The organism is Bacillus mycoides (assembly GCF_000832605.1).
GTDB lineage: Bacteria > Bacillota > Bacilli > Bacillales > Bacillaceae_G > Bacillus_A > Bacillus_A mycoides.
Genome location: NZ_CP009692.1, coordinates 528,445 through 546,007, shown reverse-complemented (window position 1 = coordinate 546,007; position 17,563 = coordinate 528,445). Strand labels below are relative to the sequence as shown.

Genomic DNA, 17,563 nt, shown 5'->3' with positions numbered 1-17,563 from the left:
GACTGCGAGGTTATTTTTTATTCCCAAACAAGATTAGGAAATCACCATATCCTTCCTTTTCTAAATCTTCTTTTTGAATAAAGCGTAGCGCTGCCGAATTAATACAATAACGAAGGCCGTTTTGTCCCGGGCCGTCTGGAAATACATGCCCAAGATGTGAATCTCCTTCTTTACTTCTCACTTCCGTACGCGTCATATTATGGCTAACATCCATTTTTTCTTTCACACTAGCTGACATAACTGGTTTCGTAAAACTCGGCCATCCACAGCCGCTATCGAACTTATCGAAAGAAGTAAATAATGGTTCCCCCGAAACAATATCTACATAAAGCCCTTCTCCTTTATGATTCCAATACTCATTTTGAAAAGGCGGTTCTGTCCCATTTTCCTGTGTTACATAAAACTGCATCTCGTTTAATCTTTCTTTTAAATGAGCATTATTCTTTGGCCAATGTTGTTTAATAAAAGCATCTCGACCTGAGCCTTTACGATATAACTCATAGCGAAATGTATTCTTCTTATAATATCCTTGGTGATATTCTTCAGCTGGATAAAACGTAGCAGCTGGCAATATTTTTGTCGCAATTGGCTTCGAAAAATTCCCACTTTTCTCGAGCTCTTCTTTTGAAGCCTCTGCCCTTTTATGTTGTTCTTCATTATGATAAAAAATCACCGTTTTATAAGACTGTCCACGGTCGTGGAATTGTCCCCCTATATCAGTCGGGTCAATTTGTCTCCAATATATATTTAACAACTCTTCATACGGCATTTTATTTGCATCAAATGTAATTTGTACTGCTTCATAATGCCCAGTTGTTTCCGAGCACACTTCTTTATACGTTGGATCCTCTTTATGGCCACCTGTATAGCCTGAAACAACCTGTATAATCCCTTCCATCTCTTCAAATGGCGAAACCATACACCAGAAACACCCTCCGGCAAACGTAGCTAACTCTATCTTTTCATTTACAGCCATTATTTCACCCCTATTCTATCTTCTCCTTACAGTATGGCATAAGGAACGTCATGTTATAAAAGAAAAAGCATCGAACATCGATGCTTTTTCTTTACTTCACTTTATTTTTTTCCAACGTCCTTCTCCATTTCATCACTTGTCACATCTAAGACATCTAATAAGAAAATGAAGATTGGAATACCGATAATAAGTCCCCACACACCTAAGAAATGCTCAGAGAAAATTAATATCATAAATGTGTAGAAGATTGGTAAGTTTGTTTTTTGAGACATAAACTTCGGATTTAATACATAACTCTCAAGTGCATGAATTACTGTTACGATAACTACAATATAAACGACATACATAATACCGCCAATATTGTAAGCAATCATACAGAGTGGGAATAACGAGATAATAACACCCGCCACTGGAATTAAACCAAGCAAGAAAATCATTAACGCTAAACCTAGTAATTGCGGGAATCCTAATATCCATAATGCAATAACAGATAAAACACAGTTAACAATTGCAATTAAAAATTGTGCTTCGATTACTTTTCCAAATGAACGTGCAAATTTCTTTCCGAAATACTCTATTTCGTTATAGAAAATTGCAAGTCGGCTTTCTTTAAATTTCGAAGTAAAAGCAACGATACGTGCTTTTTCAAGTAAGAAAAATAAGCTTAAAATTACAGAAAGTAAAACTTGAAGGCCAAATTTCCCAACATTCGTAATAGATTTATACAAAATGTCTACGCCTTGCCCCACATATTTAGAAAGCTCCATATGATTAACAGCATTAACTGCATACTTAATTAATTCACTATCAGGTGGATTTCTTAAAAATACATTAAATTGATAAATCAATTGTGAAATTTGTATTGTTAATACCGGTAAATATTTAAATAGCGTAATGGCAATTCCTGCCACTAACATTACATATAAAAGCGCTATAATAATTTTTCGATTAATTGGCATGAAATGATCTAATTTACGAGAAATAAACTTTTGGAATCGATCCATTAAATACGTCAACATAAACGTAATTAAAATTAAATTTAACATACTTTGCATCCCATACAATATGAGAGCAAGTAATACTAATACGATTAACCTCTGAAATCCTTTGCTTTGAAACAGGTTTTTTATTTGCATAATCGGCGAGTACTCTCTCCTGTCCTATAAAGTAAAACGTTAACAAGTAGATCTCTCTCTATTTTCTACTTATAATTATCCTTTAATATTAAAGCCATTGCGAGCAATTTATATTCAACCCTAACCACCCGTTAATTGTGCTATATATTATGTTACTTCTTATTTTACAATACAATGACCTATTTCAGAACGCATTATACGTAGTATTAATGAAGATTTAAGGAAACTTTTATCCTTCAATAGGTCTTACCACTACTGTAACATAAAAAGCAAGCTATCAGTAGAAATCCGTCCTACAAATAACTTGCTTTTATATTTTTTTTAGTAAGTTTTATCATCCAATAAACGGCATGAACATTGGAATAACCACCACTGTTACGACACCAACCACTGTCACAGCGATACTGGCCATAGCTGCTTCTACTTCACCCATTTCGATACCTACTGCAACCCCTAACGCATGTCCTGCTGTTCCAAGCGCTAAACCTTTAGCAATCGGGTGTTTCACTCTAAATGTTTTTAAGAATAACGCACCTAATGCGTATACGATAACAGCATTAAAAATAACTGCAAATGATGTAATTGCTGGAATACCACCGATACTTTCAGATATTGGTAATGCAATTGCTGTTGTCGCTGCCTGTGGTAGCATTGAGTTCATTACAGCTGTATTTAAACCAATTGCTTTTGCGACAATGAACACCACAACCACTGAACAAATAGATCCAACCACGATAGCCGATAAAATTTGCCACCAATATTTTTTTAACTTATCAACTTGTTTATATAATGGAATTGCAAAGGCGATTGTTGCTGGCTCTAAGAAGAAACTAATCATCTTCCCGCCCGTATTATATTCCTCAAAGGTAAAGTTACCTACCTTTAAAAATACAATCCCTAATACCATTGCTACGAATAGTGGTGTAAATAAGAAGAATCCTTTTGAGTGTTTGAATAAAAACGTTCCGATTCCGTATGCAATTAACGAAACGACGATTCCAAAATATGGAGTCATTGTGCTTGCCATGTGCATTCCCTCCTAACAATATATACTAAATTGGTTACGCAACTTTTCCGTGCTTGCGTCCTTTATTTACTACTTTCAATTCTTTCGTATCTTCTATTTCTTTATCGTCTTTTCCTAAAATAAATTGTGCAAATAATCCTGTTACAGCGAGTAAAATAATTGTTGCGACAACAATTACAGTTAAAATTTGTACAAAATATTGTCCCATTACACCGAGAGAATTAATAACCGAAATACCTGATGGAACGAAAAGGAATCCGATAATACCTGTTAAAGCCGTTCCGAGTGATTCAACTTGTTCCAATTTAATAACTTTTAAACATAATAGGCTAAATAAAATAACTAATCCGATCACCGATGAAGGCATCGGAATTGGTAAATGCGTTGCAATAATATTAGAAACTAACATAATAGCTGAAAATATGAATGCTTGTGATAAGAAACTATATACTTTTTTCGTACTCATTTTGGCCACCTCTTTCGATTTGGTACCTTTATTGTATAAGATAAAAACAAAACTGTAAGCGTTTACATAACAGAACGTCAAATATACAAAATTAGTTACAAAAATAGGCAGACGAAATACAAAAAGCTACTTCTTAAATACGAAGTAGCTTTTTGAGTTTTTTTGCATATGTACGGCTAACAGGTACTTTTGATCCTTCTTTCATAATTAAATTATATGTAGAATTGAACCATGGTTGTATTTCTGTAATATGATTAATATTTGCAATAAAACTGCGATGGACACGCATAAAACTTGCTTGCGGCAACTTCTTTTCCAAAATTACAAGTGTATCGTGTGTTACATATGTTTCTCTCGTCGTTTTTACTGTCACCTTTCCGTCCACAAGTCCTACATATATAATATCTTCAATATTCACGAGTACAATCGATTCTTCAATTGGTAATGCTAATTTATGCATCTCGGCCGTTACATCTACACTCTTTACATCTTGCTTTGTTTCTAACTTTATTTGCTTTTGTTTTTTATATTTCTTTAATGTCTGTACGATACGTTCTTCATCAAATGGCTTTAAAATGTAATCTAACGCATCTACTTCAAATGCTTGCAACGCATATTGATCATATGCAGTAGCAAACACAATTGAAGGTGGGTTTTTCATTTTCTTTAATATATTCGCGATTTCAAATCCATTATCATCAGATAATTGAATATCTAGAAAAACAATATCTGGTTTGTTTTTCATTAATTCTTCTAATGCATCCTCTACACAATCCGCCTCACCAATTATCTCTACTTCTTTTGTTTTCTCTAATAAATATTTCAATTCATCCCGTGCTAACATTTCATCATCAACTACTAATACTTTTAACACTCCGTTTTTCCTCCTCTACTTTTTTCGGAATCACAAAGAGGATCTTTGTCCCTTGCTCTAATTCACTTTCAATTTGAAGCATTGTCTCTTTCCCAAATAACCCGATAAGTCGTTCATTAATATTATATAAGGCTGTTCCCGTCCCTTTCTTTGATGGAACTACCATTTTTCCTAATTGCTCTAGACGTTCACTCTCAATCCCTTGTCCATTATCCTTTACTTTAAAGTGAACCATCCCTTCTTTTTCAAACACATGTACCTCGACTTGGCACACTGGCTGCTTTTTCGGAAAAGCATGGCGCAATGCATTTTCAACTAATAGCTGAAGCACAAATGGTGGAACTAAAGTCACCTTTAGTGCCTCTTCAATGTACATCTTCACTTCATACTTATTCGGAAACCTCGCTTGCTCTAACGATAAATATGCATGTACATGATTCAACTCTTGTTCTAATGGAATAAGTAATTGTCGTGCCCCTTGCAAATTACAACGAAAATAAACGCTAAGCTGCAATAATAATTTCCTCGCTTTTTCTACATCTGTTCGGCATAAAGCCGATACGGTATTAATTGCATTAAATAAAAAATGCGGATTGATTTGTGCTTGCAACGCTTTTATTTCGGCATCTTGCAATAACTTACTTTGTAACTCAGCTTCACCTAACTCAAGCTGTGTGGAGAATATTTTCGCTAGCCCTTCCGCTAACTCTTCTTCAACACGACTTAATTGATTAGGGTTTTTAAAATAAAGTTTTAATGTCCCTATCGTATTTCCATGTGAAGTTAATGGAATAACAACTGCCGCTTGTAATGGACACCCTTCATGTTGACAATTAATAATCTCACGTGATTTTGCCTTCATTATTTTCCCTGTTTTTAATACTTCTTTTGATAAACCTGTTATTAAACTGTGTGAAGGAATATGATGATCTGATGCTAATCCAACATGAGCTAAGATTTCCTCTGTATCTGTTAAGGATACCGCATCTGTTCCCGTAAAGCGGTGAATAATTTGTGCCACATGTTTACAAGACTCTTCTGTTAACCCTTGGCGGAAATATGGTAACGTCTTATCAGCAATTCGTAATACTTTATGCGTTTGCAAAGCTTTTGCGTTTTCTTCTTGTCGTAAAATAGCTAGTATCATCGAAAGTAAAATGAAACTGCCAAAACTATTTACAAGAATCATCGGTAGCGCAATTGTTTTCACAACACTAAGTCCATCTTCTATAATTAATAGAATCATAAGCATTTCTAAAGTAACGATAAAAACACTTAAAATCGCAGAAAATTTAGGAGTAATAGTACGGTTATATTTTTTGAAAATGTATCCAATATAACCTGTTATAATCCCAGCCAAAATTGATGAAATTGCACAACTTACTGCCGTCGTCCCGCCAAGCATATAACGATGAATACCCGCAATAGAACCTACTCCAATTCCGACGATAGGACCGCCAAGCAATCCACTAATTCCAACACCCATGATTCGTGTATTCGCAATTGTGCTGGATGATGAAACACCTTGTAACCAATTTTCATTCATAATAGTATTTCCTGCTATTTCAATCCCTGTGTAATTGCTTACAATTGTAAACACTGAAAAAATACAAATAAGCTTAAACTTATCTACATATCCGTCTTGCTTATGAAGAAGACGCCGGAACGTTTTAATATGAGAGAGTAAAAATCCTAAAATAACAATAAGTCCGACGCGTTCAATCATCATAAGTACTAAATTTAGCATCTGTGATTCATTCCTTTTTATATTAGTTAGTTTTATTATGGGAAAATAATGAAGCGTGCGTCAAGGAGAATGAAATGTTTTTTGAAATATTTTACACATAACTATCCCCTCTTTATTTGACAATCTAACAGAAGAGTGCTAAAAATAAAGTAATATAATACAGTCCTTTAACCCAACCCCGTGAGGTTGAGAAGGAAGTCGGAATATACTATACGTATGGTCTTTTTTAGGGATACGTATGCTTTTTTGGCCTTCTCATCATATCAGGTGAGAAGGCCTTTTGTTATTCTTCCATAGCGACTGTAAAAGAAAATAAGGAGGAGTAATGATGAACGTCACTACTGATGTACAATCAACAACAGAGGAGACGAAAGAGAAAAGATATAAAACATTGTTTGGTTCTGCGCTAGGATATGCAGCAGAAGGTTTAGACATGTTGCTCTTATCTTTCGTACTCGTCTACATTTTAAAAGAATTTCATTTAAGCCCTGTTGAAGGTGGAAACTTAACATTAGCTACCACAATAGGAATGCTAATCGGGTCTTATTTATTTGGATTTATTGCTGATTTATTTGGGCGTATCCGTACGATGGCCTTCACAATCTTACTATTCTCACTAGCAACAGCACTTATTTATTTCGCAACAGATTATTGGCAATTATTAATTCTTCGCTTTTTAGTTGGAATGGGAGTTGGTGGTGAATTCGGGATTGGGATGGCCATCGTAACTGAAACATGGTCTAAAGAAATGCGCGCTAAGGCGACATCCGTTGTTGCACTTGGATGGCAATTTGGCGTACTAGTCGCTTCACTCCTTCCGGCATTTATCGTCCCGCATTTCGGATGGAGAGCTGTTTTCTTATTTGGACTCATTCCCGCTCTACTAGCTGTTTACGTCCGCAAAAGTTTAAGTGAACCGAAAATATGGGAACAAAAACAACGATACAAAAAAGAATTGTTACAAAAAGAAGCTAAAGGTAATTTAACAACTACTGAGGCAGAACAACTAAAGCAAATGAAAAAGTTCCCACTTCGAAAGTTATTTGCCAATAAAAAAGTAACGATAACAACAATTGGTCTTATTATTATGTCATTCATCCAGAACTTCGGATATTATGGGATCTTCACATGGATGCCAACTATTTTAGCGAATAAATATAACTACACATTAGCAAAAGCGAGCGGCTGGATGTTCATCTCTACGATCGGCATGCTAATTGGAATTGCGACTTTTGGTATTCTAGCCGATAAAATTGGTCGCCGTAAAACTTTTACAATCTATTATGTCGGTGGTACTATATACTGTCTCATTTACTTCTTCTTATTCACAGACTCAACATCATTGTTATGGGGAAGTGCATTGCTTGGATTCTTTGCCAATGGCATGATGGGGGGATTCGGAGCAATTTTAGCTGAAAACTATCCTGCTGAAGCTCGCTCGACAGCGGAGAACTTTATTTTCGGTACAGGACGTGGGTTAGCTGGATTTGGACCTGTTATTATCGGCTTACTTGCTGCAGGTGGTAATTTAATGGGAGCATTATCTCTCATCTTCATTATCTATCCAATCGGTTTAGTTACAATGCTATTATGTGTCCCAGAGACGAAAGATAAAGTATTAGAATAGATTGAAACTATACGAAATGTTTATCCAAATACTGTCCCCTCAGGAAAAGTATTTGGATAAATAGCAAAGAGGAAGCATCTCAAATGAAATGCTTCCTCTTCTTATATAAATACAATTATTTATTTTGATTTACTAGCTTTTTGGAACAAGAAGCTAGTTTTATCTTCTTCTTTTACAATACCTTGTTTTAACGCTAATTCCCCTGCGACTTTAGGCGCTAGCCATAGCATTGGGAATAACAGAATAGATACCGGAACAGCCGTCACTACAATGAAGGATTGTAAGGCGTTAATACTTCCCTCACCCATATATAAAAGAATCGCCGCAACTGCGCCCATAATAAGCGACCAAAAAACTCGCAAACTAATTCTAGGATCTCCATCTCCAGTCACTGCCATTGAAATCGAATAAGCCATTGAATCTCCTGTTGTCACTACAAATAAAATTGTTAATAAAAGAAATGCAGGTCCAATAATATTAGATAGTGGCAGTTGCTCTGTAATTGCAATCATAGCCGCTGGCATACCAGATTCACTTAATGCGGTCGAGATAGAACCAGGATTCATTAACTCATAAAACACACCTGATCCCCCTAGTATAGTAAACCAAAACGTTGTAATAATAGGTGCAATAATTCCAATTGCAACGATGATTTCTCGGATTGTTCTTCCTCTTGAAATTCGGCTCACTAAAATTGCCATCATCGGTCCATATCCAATAAACCATCCCCAGAAAAAGATTGTCCACGATCCTAACCAAGCTGTATCACCACGATATGTGCTCATTGGAATAAATTCATTTATATAAAATCCAAACGAAGAAACAAATGAATCGATAATAAATCCACCTGGTCCAAATAGTAATACAAATACCATTAATAGAACTGCTAACCTAACATTTAAATTACTTATAATTTGAATCCCTTTATCAATTCCTGTTACCGCAGATATAGTAGAAACAGCTACTACACAAACAATAATGGCTAATTGAGTAGTAAACACATCAGGAATGTTAAACAATGCTTGTAACCCATAACTTGCTTGTAGTCCTAAAAATCCGATTGGACCAATTGTCCCTGCAGCTACCGCAATAATGGCAAACACATCGATCATTGTTCCAAGCCAACTCTTTCGCAATTTCTCTCCAAAAATAGGATATAAAAGCGTTCGAGGTTTTAAAGGCATATCTTTATGATAATGCCCGTACATCATAACTACCGCACTAATTGTACCTAAAATCGTCCAAGCCAGGAAACCCCAGTGCATATAACTTTGTGCTAAAGCAGGCATTACCGCTTCTTTCGTTCCAGCAGTTATACCTTCATGTATTGGTGGCACCGTCATCAAATGGTACATCGGCTCTGCGGCTGCCCAAAAAACGCCACCTCCAGCAAGTAATGTAGACATAATAATAGCGAGCCATTTTGTCGTACTAATCTCAGGTTTTTCTAGTCCCCCAAGTTTAACTCTCCCATATTTCGAAAACGCCATACACATTGCAACAACAAATGTACCAATTAATAAAACCTGCCAAAAGGCACCAAAATATTTAATTGAAACTGCAAAACTGCTATTAATAGCTCCCTCTACGTAACTTTTATTTAAAATAACTGCAATTACAAATAATAAAAGTGAGCCACCACTAATAAGAAATACAGGCCAATCCGTTTTTCGACTCTTCATCCTCATTTACACTTCCTCCTTCCTCAGCAATCTAAAAAAACAACTTTATTATGTTTTCTTGTTTACACCCAAAACACAATGATTATATAAGCATAATAATTCATCAATTTCCTACACACTTATGTTGTCCCTAAAAATATGCTAAATCCCTTATTTAAAAGAAAATTTCTATTCCTATTACATAAAAAAGCAAAACAAAAGACCTTATATTTCTATAAGGTCTTCGAAACAGAAATTTGATTATAACATAAGGAACTCCTTGGTTCAAAAAGCCCTTTCCAAAAATAGCCGATAGTAAAGGCTTCCATTTGCTACGTAACAGTAATTAAAAAAAATTATATTTTGCAGAAAAAAAACTATACTAGCTATTATTTATGAAAGAAATTCGGCTTCAAAATTTCATTTGGATACGGTTTATGATAAATATGAGTGGTAGCTGGCGACAACGGTGGAATGAGCCACACCCAATTACCTGTTACAACCCGTCCACATGCCGCTTCCTGCTTCTCAAATTGTTGAAATTGTTGTGCAGCTGTATGGTGATCCACAATACTAACTCCTTGTTTTTTAAAAGAATGTAAAACAGCCACGTTTAATTCAATTAGCGCCTTGTCTTTCCATAATGTACCGTTTCTCGATGTATCGAGCTTCATCCTCTCCGCAACAGCCGGAAGTAAATTATAGCGATCATGATCCGCTAAGTTACGAGCCCCAATCTCTGTTCCCATATACCATCCATTGAACGGGGCTGCCGTATAAGAAATACCGCCAATTTCTAAGCACATATCTGAAATCATTGGAACCCCATACCATTTTGCTCCAAGTGACGAAATCGGGTATTCTGGGTGTTCAATTGGCACTTCTTTTACTTCTTCTCTCGGAATTTCTTTATATATAGGTGCCTTCCCGTTTATAGAAAACACAAGTGGCAATACATCGAAATTCGTACCTTCTCCTTGCCAGCCAAGTTCCTGACAAAAATCTGTAAACGCAGTGGAATGAGAGTCACCAATCACTCCCATTTCTGTTTTATATCCTGCATACCGAATCAATTGGTGATTATAAATTCGTATATTATTTTCTTCACCTTGATATTGCTTAAAAATTGTAATTGTCGGTTTAACTTTCCCATCGTTCGTTGCATATTTAATATGATGAATTAATGCATTGTATACACCTTCCTCATCATTTACCTCACGTGCATCTAATATGTGCATCTTACTCCAAAATAGTCTTCCGATACATCGATTACTATTGCGCCATGCCATTCGTGATCCATGAACAAGTTCTTCAAATGTATGCTCATACGTCCCCGTCTTCTCTATCTCAACTTGAATTTCTTTTATTCTCTCTTCTATGAATTGTTCTTTATTAAGCTCTTTATAGCAAACCGTAATAAAATGACTCGCTTCCTCTATTAATTGTTTCGTTTTACTCATAAACGATCTCCTTCTATTTCAACAAAACGTTACTACTTTACAGTATAAGCAAAAAGAATAAGAGTCACAAATGAAAGTCGAAGTGTTACTTTTATTGTAATATTTTTCAGAAAATTAAAGAGATTACTATTGACTTGTATAAAAAATAGGTGTATTTTTGACTCAGGTAAATTATTTTTACTTAGACCAACTTTTTTAATAAGAAAGGAGGGAATGTTATGTCTTCATTTCAATTGCCAAAGCTTTCATATGACTATGATGAACTAGAGCCATATATCGATAGCAACACGCTTTCTATTCATCATGGAAAGCACCATGCGACATACGTAAATAACTTGAATGCCGCTTTAGAAAACTATACGGAATTACATAATAAATCTTTAGAAGAGTTACTATGTAATTTAGAAACTTTACCAAAAGAAATTGTTACAGCTGTCAGAAATAACGGTGGTGGACATTATTGTCATAGTCTTTTTTGGGAATTAATGAGCCCGCGAGGTGGCGGTGAGCCTAATGGAGACGTTGCAAAAGTAATTGATTATTATTTCAATACCTTTGACAACTTAAAAGATCAACTTTCCAAAGCAGCTATTAGTCGTTTTGGAAGTGGCTATGGATGGCTTGTTCTGGACGGTGAGGAACTTTCCGTTATGAGTACACCCAATCAAGATACACCTTTGCAAGAGGGTAAAATCCCATTACTCGTCATCGATGTATGGGAACACGCCTATTATTTAAAGTATCAAAATCGGCGCCCAGAATTTGTTACCAACTGGTGGCATACGGTGAACTGGGACCGGGTAAATGAAAAGTATTTACAAGCAATTCAATCACAAACACATTAGTCGTGCGTATAAGGTAAATTTGGTAATGTAAAATTAGTATTGTCGAAATCCTCCAGAATCCCCCGGATTGCCACCGGGGGATTTATGATTATTTCATTGTATTTATGTAATAACATAAAACTTTTCCCGTCTCTAATTTCAACTCTCGGAACGGGAATCCTAATTCACGAGCCTTTCCATTATGTAACGTACAATTAATCACTCCATTATAAGGAGCTATATTATCTCCTACTTCTTGAATGAGCGCTTTTATCCCGGTATTCTCTTCTATGAAACGAATAACTTCTCTGGTAGAAACCACCCCGTTACTACAAGCATTAATTGGCCCTTCTATGTTTTCCATCCCGCACCAAGCTAAAAACTGTCCTGCTTCCTTTTCATGTATAAATGACAACTCTCCATCTACATGATCCACAACGATAGACTCTTGTTTCACAACATGTTCAACGTAAAATTGTAATCTTTTCGTATAATCGTTTTCTCCAATAACGACGGGAAATCTTACCGCAACGACTGGGAATGTTGCATGTTGAAATAAAACTGCTTCAGCTAATCGCTTGCCTTCACTATAATTGAAATCATTCCTCCCTCCATACGTAATTGTATACTCGTACGGATTGAAGTTTTCTTCTAATAGGCCTAACCCAGGATCATAGACAGCCATTGAAGATGTCATAATGTATTTCTTCGTTTTTCCTTTTAGTACTTCACATATTATCTTCGCTGCATTCGAGCTATAGCATAAATTATCGTATACGATATCATAACTTTTACCTTCAAAACGCTCTTCTAGTAGCCTCTCATCTTCTCTATCTACAATCAGTCTTTTTACTGCACTTCCAAATGAATCTTCAGTAACTCCCCTCGTCGCAATCGTTACATCTTGTCCAGCTTGCAACAGTACTTCTACTAAATGTTTACCAAAAAATCTTGTTCCCCCTAGCACCAATACTTTTTTCACCTTCATCATCCCCGTTTTTACAAATTGTAAAATACTACCTCTATTATTATAAACGCTAAAATAAAAAAACATGGAATCAGTTTAACGATTCCATGTTTTTTCTACACACGATACATTAACGTACTCGATATTTAAAAATACAATAGCAGCAATATAAAATAGAAATTACTGATACATAAACCCATAGTTCATATATGAATCCCTCGCCCCATACTCCCATAAAATAAAAGAGTGAAGGCAACGTCAATGTTACCCATGATTGTACAAAGGCAATTCTGCCAAGATATTGATTGATATTCTTTTTTTGTGCATTTAATACAAAGAATAAATACCAAAGTAATGCCCACATAAACCATGTTAACGCATTAACAACATCGTGGAATTGAACAAATGAAACAATCATATAGAATAAAGCAATAATTGCTACCCAAATACAGAACCAGCCTAGTCCACTACTATCCATTCCTTTAATAAAAGTAACGCCTACATATAAATAAGTTAAACCAAATAAAAAAGTAGCCGCATATGAATATACCGTCCAATTACTTTGATCAGAAATCATAATCAAATAGAACGGAATGATAATTTGTAATGCCCCCACAAATAAATTAAAGACACCTGCACTTTTCATCTCTACTTTGCCTAATATGACAAGGCTATTTAAAAATAAAGCTGCACCTGAAAGTAATAATCCTACGTAACCCATATATATTCGTGTGAAAATCTTTCCCTTTCACACTTTTAACCTCCCCACAATATAAAGTGATACTTTATCCCGCATTAACGAGCAGTAAAACTCCCACCTCAAAATTCAGCTAGAGCAAAGAAGTTAAGTGGGAGATCAACTGCCCGTAAAGCCCGATTAGTGAAGGCTAATAATCAGTGGGGATGAACAACCCCCACCCACTGATTAAAGTTTCACTTTATTATTTTTCTTCCTATTTAAAACTACATACATAATTTTTAATCTGAATAAGTTAGACTTCCTACCTTAAAAAATAACAAATTTAAAACGCTTTCAATAATAAATAACCCTATCAAAACATGAAATAGGATTCCTTGATTATAAACGTACTCTAACAATGATACAAGTGTTGGAATACTTTTCAATACTACGTTTTGAATTTCTATAAAAAATTAGTAGAATGATACATTTTCCCTATCTCATTCTATTAATTATTTGCATAGAATATCGTACACTCATATTAATTTAGAAAGGTTTGATATTTATGCCTCTTCATTATCCAAATCATTTTGTTTTTCACTCCACAGGTGTATTAACAAGAGAGCCTGCAACTGTTTCAGCAGTAGTAAACATTGTAAATTTAGATGCATATTACACACACCATGTAACTATAGAGGTTTGGGATTGGTCTAACTATTCTAATCCTGTAAAATTACCTGTACTACTTGGTGAAAATACGGAAGTAGCATTCCCATATATTTTACAAGGCAACCACTTAGCAGTTTTTTATGCTGATTTAGATGACTCTATTGATTTGTATGAAATCCGTATTTCTTATCCTGGCCACTCCAATATTGTTGCAAATTGTTTTGGGCGAAGTATCCCGCCATATACAAGCCAAGAAGGTAATACAGTATACCATAAACAACTCGTTCGAATTCATTAAATCTCCCCTATTATGTGAAAGGGGCTAGTCAGTAATACATTTATCTTTATAAGATAATCGTATTACTGACCTAAAGCGTGATAGTCAATCTTGATAGTTTCTCATTTTGAACACTTGCTATTTATATGAAGAAAGTAGTGGATCCTTCTTAAATTACTTTTGGATGTGGAGATCTATGTTCACACCAATAATTCAAATTTTACAAATTGATTTCCCTGAATTAGATCTTATTCATTCTGTATCGACAGGGTATGGTGGATTGCTTGGTGCTGCAATTAGTGCCAAGTCCGATATACCATTTATTCTAACTGAACACGGTATTTATTCTCGGGAGCGTGAAGAAGAAATACTACAATCTACTTGGATACCAATTGAATATAAAAAAAGATGGATTTCTTTCTTTCATCACTTGTCCCATCAAGCATATGAACAAGCCGCTGATGTAATTACGTTGTTCGGCCGAAATAGTGCATATCAAAAAGAATTAGGTGCTCCGGCCCATAAACTAAAAATCATTCCAAATGGCGTTACTTTATCTGACTATAAAGGGTTACGTAAACCAAAATACAATTCGGATAAACTCATCATTTCCGCTATTATACGAGTTGTACCAATTAAAGATGTAAAAATAATGATTTATGCAGCTAAATTATTATTAGAAAAAGATATTCCATTTATATTTTACTTACTAGGTCTTGATACGGAAGAAGCAGAATATGCTCAGGAATGTCGTGATTTAATTCAACAATTAGGATTAGAAGAGCATGTAATAATGACCGGCAAAGTAAATATTAAAGATTACTTAAAACAAACAGATATTCTCGTATTAACAAGTATATCTGAAGGACAACCATTAGCCTTGTATTATAAAATCGTGATGCTATTTTTATTTTTAGCTTTAAACATCATTTGGATTCAATCCATTTATTTAACAACAGCTAAAGATTATCAGTCCATCGCTCTTGCATTTTTAATTGGTTCCATTTTCTCCTTATCTGGAATTGCGCTTATCGCTTACTGGCATCCAACACTTGGAATAGAACACGGATTGGCCCTATTACTTTTAATTTCTTTTACAATCGGGACTTTCATTACATTAGTGTGGTTAAGTATAGTTATTGTACGAATGTTTCCAAATAGTGATGCTACTGAACAATTTACCTTTCTTTCTTATTTAGATAAATATCCAGAACTATTTTGGTCAAGCTTACTTTACAATATTGGCATTTGGGTATGTAACTTTGTTATTTGGTTCGGAGAAGGGCGAGGAAATATTGAAAACACGTTTATTTATCATCAAATTTATGATACATCTGTTTTCTGGGCTTATTTAAGCATTATCCCAATCTATATTTTCTTCGTAGTATCCATTGAAACAAGGTTTTATGAACGGTATAAGAAGTTCTTCGGTTCAGTTAACAATGGGGCGACATTAAATACAATTTTACAATTAAAAGAATCAATGAACTTTGTCCTAAAGCAAGAAATGGAACGAATACCTCGTAATCAAGGTATTTTTTCTTTACTTATTATTTTTATAATATGGATGTTTAGTTCACAATCCGGGAACGTAACACTTGAATACTCTATTTTGCAGCTGACTATAATTGGTGCTTATGCAAACGGGATGGTCCTTGTTATCACGTTACTACTCTTATATTTTGAAGATCGTAAAGGGGCATTTCGAACATCAGCCCTGTTCTTTTCTGCAAATTTGTTATTAAGTCTTCTTCTACTTCCATTTGGGTTCAATGGTTACGGTATTAGTTTTGCACTCGGATCTTCTATTACATTCTTATATGCTATTTCTAGACTCTTTACTTACATTAAAGATATTGATTACTATACGTTTTGTCAGTCAAATACTCCTATAAAACGGCGAACTTTCTTTACTAAATTTGCTAATAAACTTAATGGAAATAAATAAATAAAAATGACCTTTTGCTCCCGCAAAAGGTCATTTTTTTATCTGTTTATTAAACTTCTAGATAGCCATTTTTGTTATTTGATTGCCATCTCCAAGAGTCTGCACACATCTCTTCTAATCCGCGTTTTGCTTCCCATCCTAATTCACGCTTCGCTTTTGATGCATCTGCAAAACATACTGCCACATCACCAGGACGACGTTCCGTAATTTTATAAGGAACTTCCTTGCCTGAAACTTTTTCAAATGCTTCAACCATTTCCAACACACTATAACCAGTACCTGTACCGAGATTGTATGCATCTATCCCAGTAGTGCCAAGTACCTTTTCAAGCGCCTTTACATGGCCATTTGCTAAGTCTACAACATGAATATAATCACGGACACCCGTGCCATCTTTTGTTGGATAGTCATTTCCAAATACACTTAATTCCTTTAACTTCCCTACTGCTACTTGTGTTACATATGGCATTAAGTTATTTGGAATTCCGTTTGGATCTTCTCCAATACGCCCACTTTCATGTGCACCAAATGGGTTGAAATAACGAAGTAATGCAATACTCCATCCTGCATCCGCAAATGCTACGTCACGCATAATTTGTTCAATCATTAATTTCGTTTGACCATATGGATTCGTTGCACTTAATGGAAACTCCTCCGTAATTGGTGATGTTTCTGGAATACCATACACCGTTGCAGATGAACTGAAGATCATCTTCTTCAAATCATGCTTCTGCATCACTTCACATAGCACTAATGTGCTTGTAATGTTGTTATGATAATACGTTAACGGAATTTCTACTGATTCCCCTACAGCCTTAAAGCCTGCAAAGTGAATAACAGCTTCAATTGTATTTTCTTCAAAAATCGTATCAAGTGCTTCTCGATTTAAAATATCTTCTTTATAAAATTTAAACTGTTTTCCGGTTATCTCTGTCACTCGATTTATAGACTCTACTGAGCTATTCGAAAGATTATCTACTACTATAATTTCGTAACCGTTTTTTAGTAATTCTACGCATGTATGACTACCAATATATCCTGCTCCACCTGTTACAAGTATTGCCATAATTATAGTCCTCCATATTTCATTCATTATAAACTTCTCAAAGTATATCACATATTTCTTATCATATGTTTATTATGCGAACACAGAAACTTACATTTTATCCCATGATTTTTTGTACAATACACGATTCAAATCAGGTAATAAAAAAACGCCACATAA

General features: G+C 35.0%; 15 protein-coding genes. 4 read left to right on the top strand and 11 right to left on the bottom strand.

What is annotated here, in order from left to right:
* Positions 1-10 precede the first annotated feature (10 nt).
* The 6 genes from msrB to lytS form a co-directional block, all read right to left on the bottom strand.
* Positions 11-976, bottom strand: a complete 966-nt coding sequence (gene msrB / locus BG05_RS04690) for a peptide-methionine (R)-S-oxide reductase MsrB (protein WP_003192672.1) — start codon at positions 974-976, stop codon at positions 11-13.
* A 101-nt stretch (positions 977-1,077) separates the two neighbouring features.
* The gene (locus BG05_RS04685) at positions 1,078-2,112 is read right to left on the bottom strand and encodes an AI-2E family transporter (RefSeq protein ID WP_002016425.1); all 1,035 of its coding nucleotides are present in this window, start codon (positions 2,110-2,112) and stop codon (positions 1,078-1,080) included.
* Positions 2,113-2,446: 334 nt separating this feature from the next.
* Positions 2,447-3,139 (bottom strand): antiholin-like protein LrgB, encoded by a 693-nt coding sequence (gene lrgB / locus BG05_RS04680; RefSeq protein WP_002184461.1) that lies wholly within the window; start codon positions 3,137-3,139, stop codon positions 2,447-2,449.
* A 34-nt stretch (positions 3,140-3,173) separates the two neighbouring features.
* On the bottom strand, positions 3,174-3,605 hold the full coding sequence (gene lrgA, locus BG05_RS04675) for an antiholin-like murein hydrolase modulator LrgA (protein WP_000104908.1): 432 nt from the start codon (positions 3,603-3,605) through the stop codon (positions 3,174-3,176).
* Between the two features lie 133 nt (positions 3,606-3,738).
* Entirely contained in the window at positions 3,739-4,479 is a 741-nt protein-coding gene (locus BG05_RS04670; RefSeq protein ID WP_002184460.1) for a LytR/AlgR family response regulator transcription factor, read from the bottom strand.
* The gene (gene lytS, locus BG05_RS04665) at positions 4,457-6,226 is read right to left on the bottom strand and encodes a two-component system sensor histidine kinase LytS (RefSeq protein WP_002184458.1); all 1,770 of its coding nucleotides are present in this window, start codon (positions 6,224-6,226) and stop codon (positions 4,457-4,459) included. The genes BG05_RS04670 and lytS overlap by 23 nt, the downstream gene beginning before the upstream one ends.
* 328 nt (positions 6,227-6,554) lie before the next feature.
* Here lytS and BG05_RS04660 point away from each other — a divergent pair, with 328 nt between their 5' ends.
* Positions 6,555-7,853 (top strand): MFS transporter, encoded by a 1,299-nt coding sequence (locus tag BG05_RS04660; protein ID WP_016127605.1) that lies wholly within the window; start codon positions 6,555-6,557, stop codon positions 7,851-7,853.
* A gap of 119 nt (positions 7,854-7,972) precedes the next feature.
* Here the strand turns inward: BG05_RS04660 and BG05_RS04655 are convergent, their stop codons facing one another.
* Entirely contained in the window at positions 7,973-9,541 is a 1,569-nt protein-coding gene (locus BG05_RS04655) for a BCCT family transporter (RefSeq protein ID WP_003192685.1), read from the bottom strand.
* A 362-nt stretch (positions 9,542-9,903) separates the two neighbouring features.
* Positions 9,904-10,974, bottom strand: coding sequence for a nitric oxide synthase oxygenase (locus BG05_RS04650; protein WP_002184453.1), 1,071 nt, complete (start codon positions 10,972-10,974; stop codon positions 9,904-9,906).
* A 218-nt stretch (positions 10,975-11,192) separates the two neighbouring features.
* On the opposite strand from BG05_RS04650, the gene sodA reads away from it, so the two are divergent.
* Complete coding sequence (gene sodA / locus BG05_RS04645; protein ID WP_002068665.1) at positions 11,193-11,819, top strand: superoxide dismutase [Mn]; 627 nt, start codon at positions 11,193-11,195, stop codon at positions 11,817-11,819.
* Between the two features lie 88 nt (positions 11,820-11,907).
* Here the strand turns inward: sodA and BG05_RS04640 are convergent, their stop codons facing one another.
* Together BG05_RS04640 and BG05_RS04635 are read right to left on the bottom strand one after the other, a co-directional pair.
* Positions 11,908-12,852: an NAD-dependent epimerase/dehydratase family protein gene (locus BG05_RS04640; protein WP_003192688.1), complete on the bottom strand. Its 945-nt coding sequence runs from the start codon at positions 12,850-12,852 to the stop codon at positions 11,908-11,910.
* Positions 12,853-12,895: 43 nt separating this feature from the next.
* Positions 12,896-13,486, bottom strand: a complete 591-nt coding sequence (locus BG05_RS04635; protein ID WP_002068662.1) for an AmiS/UreI family transporter — start codon at positions 13,484-13,486, stop codon at positions 12,896-12,898.
* A gap of 523 nt (positions 13,487-14,009) precedes the next feature.
* On the opposite strand from BG05_RS04635, the gene BG05_RS04630 reads away from it, so the two are divergent.
* Entirely contained in the window at positions 14,010-14,411 is a 402-nt protein-coding gene (locus BG05_RS04630; protein ID WP_002143948.1) for a hypothetical protein, read from the top strand.
* A 163-nt stretch (positions 14,412-14,574) separates the two neighbouring features.
* Positions 14,575-16,338: an exopolysaccharide Pel transporter PelG gene (pelG, locus tag BG05_RS29165; RefSeq protein WP_414629823.1), complete on the top strand. Its 1,764-nt coding sequence runs from the start codon at positions 14,575-14,577 to the stop codon at positions 16,336-16,338.
* Between the two features lie 49 nt (positions 16,339-16,387).
* Here pelG and galE read toward each other — a convergent pair whose 3' ends face one another.
* Complete coding sequence (galE, locus tag BG05_RS04620) at positions 16,388-17,404, bottom strand: UDP-glucose 4-epimerase GalE (RefSeq protein ID WP_002184448.1); 1,017 nt, start codon at positions 17,402-17,404, stop codon at positions 16,388-16,390.
* Between the last annotated feature and the right edge of the window lie 159 nt (positions 17,405-17,563).

Coding starts and splice junctions, on each gene's coding strand:
- BG05_RS04640 (WP_003192688.1), bottom strand. CDS start 12,852: ATGTTTTTTTATTTTAGCGTTTATAATAATAGAGGTAGTATTTTACAA.
- BG05_RS04685 (WP_002016425.1), bottom strand. CDS start 2,112: ATGCAAATAAAAAACCTGTTTCAAAGCAAAGGATTTCAGAGGTTAATC.
- BG05_RS04650 (WP_002184453.1), bottom strand. CDS start 10,974: ATGAGTAAAACGAAACAATTAATAGAGGAAGCGAGTCATTTTATTACG.
- sodA (WP_002068665.1), top strand. CDS start 11,193: ATGTCTTCATTTCAATTGCCAAAGCTTTCATATGACTATGATGAACTA.
- BG05_RS04655 (WP_003192685.1), bottom strand. CDS start 9,541: ATGAGGATGAAGAGTCGAAAAACGGATTGGCCTGTATTTCTTATTAGT.
- BG05_RS04630 (WP_002143948.1), top strand. CDS start 14,010: ATGCCTCTTCATTATCCAAATCATTTTGTTTTTCACTCCACAGGTGTA.
- lrgB (WP_002184461.1), bottom strand. CDS start 3,139: ATGGCAAGCACAATGACTCCATATTTTGGAATCGTCGTTTCGTTAATT.
- galE (WP_002184448.1), bottom strand. CDS start 17,404: ATGGCAATACTTGTAACAGGTGGAGCAGGATATATTGGTAGTCATACA.
- BG05_RS04635 (WP_002068662.1), bottom strand. CDS start 13,486: ATGGGTTACGTAGGATTATTACTTTCAGGTGCAGCTTTATTTTTAAAT.
- msrB (WP_003192672.1), bottom strand. CDS start 976: ATGGCTGTAAATGAAAAGATAGAGTTAGCTACGTTTGCCGGAGGGTGT.
- lrgA (WP_000104908.1), bottom strand. CDS start 3,605: ATGAGTACGAAAAAAGTATATAGTTTCTTATCACAAGCATTCATATTT.
- BG05_RS04660 (WP_016127605.1), top strand. CDS start 6,555: ATGAACGTCACTACTGATGTACAATCAACAACAGAGGAGACGAAAGAG.
- lytS (WP_002184458.1), bottom strand. CDS start 6,226: ATGCTAAATTTAGTACTTATGATGATTGAACGCGTCGGACTTATTGTT.
- pelG (WP_414629823.1), top strand. CDS start 14,575: ATGTGGAGATCTATGTTCACACCAATAATTCAAATTTTACAAATTGAT.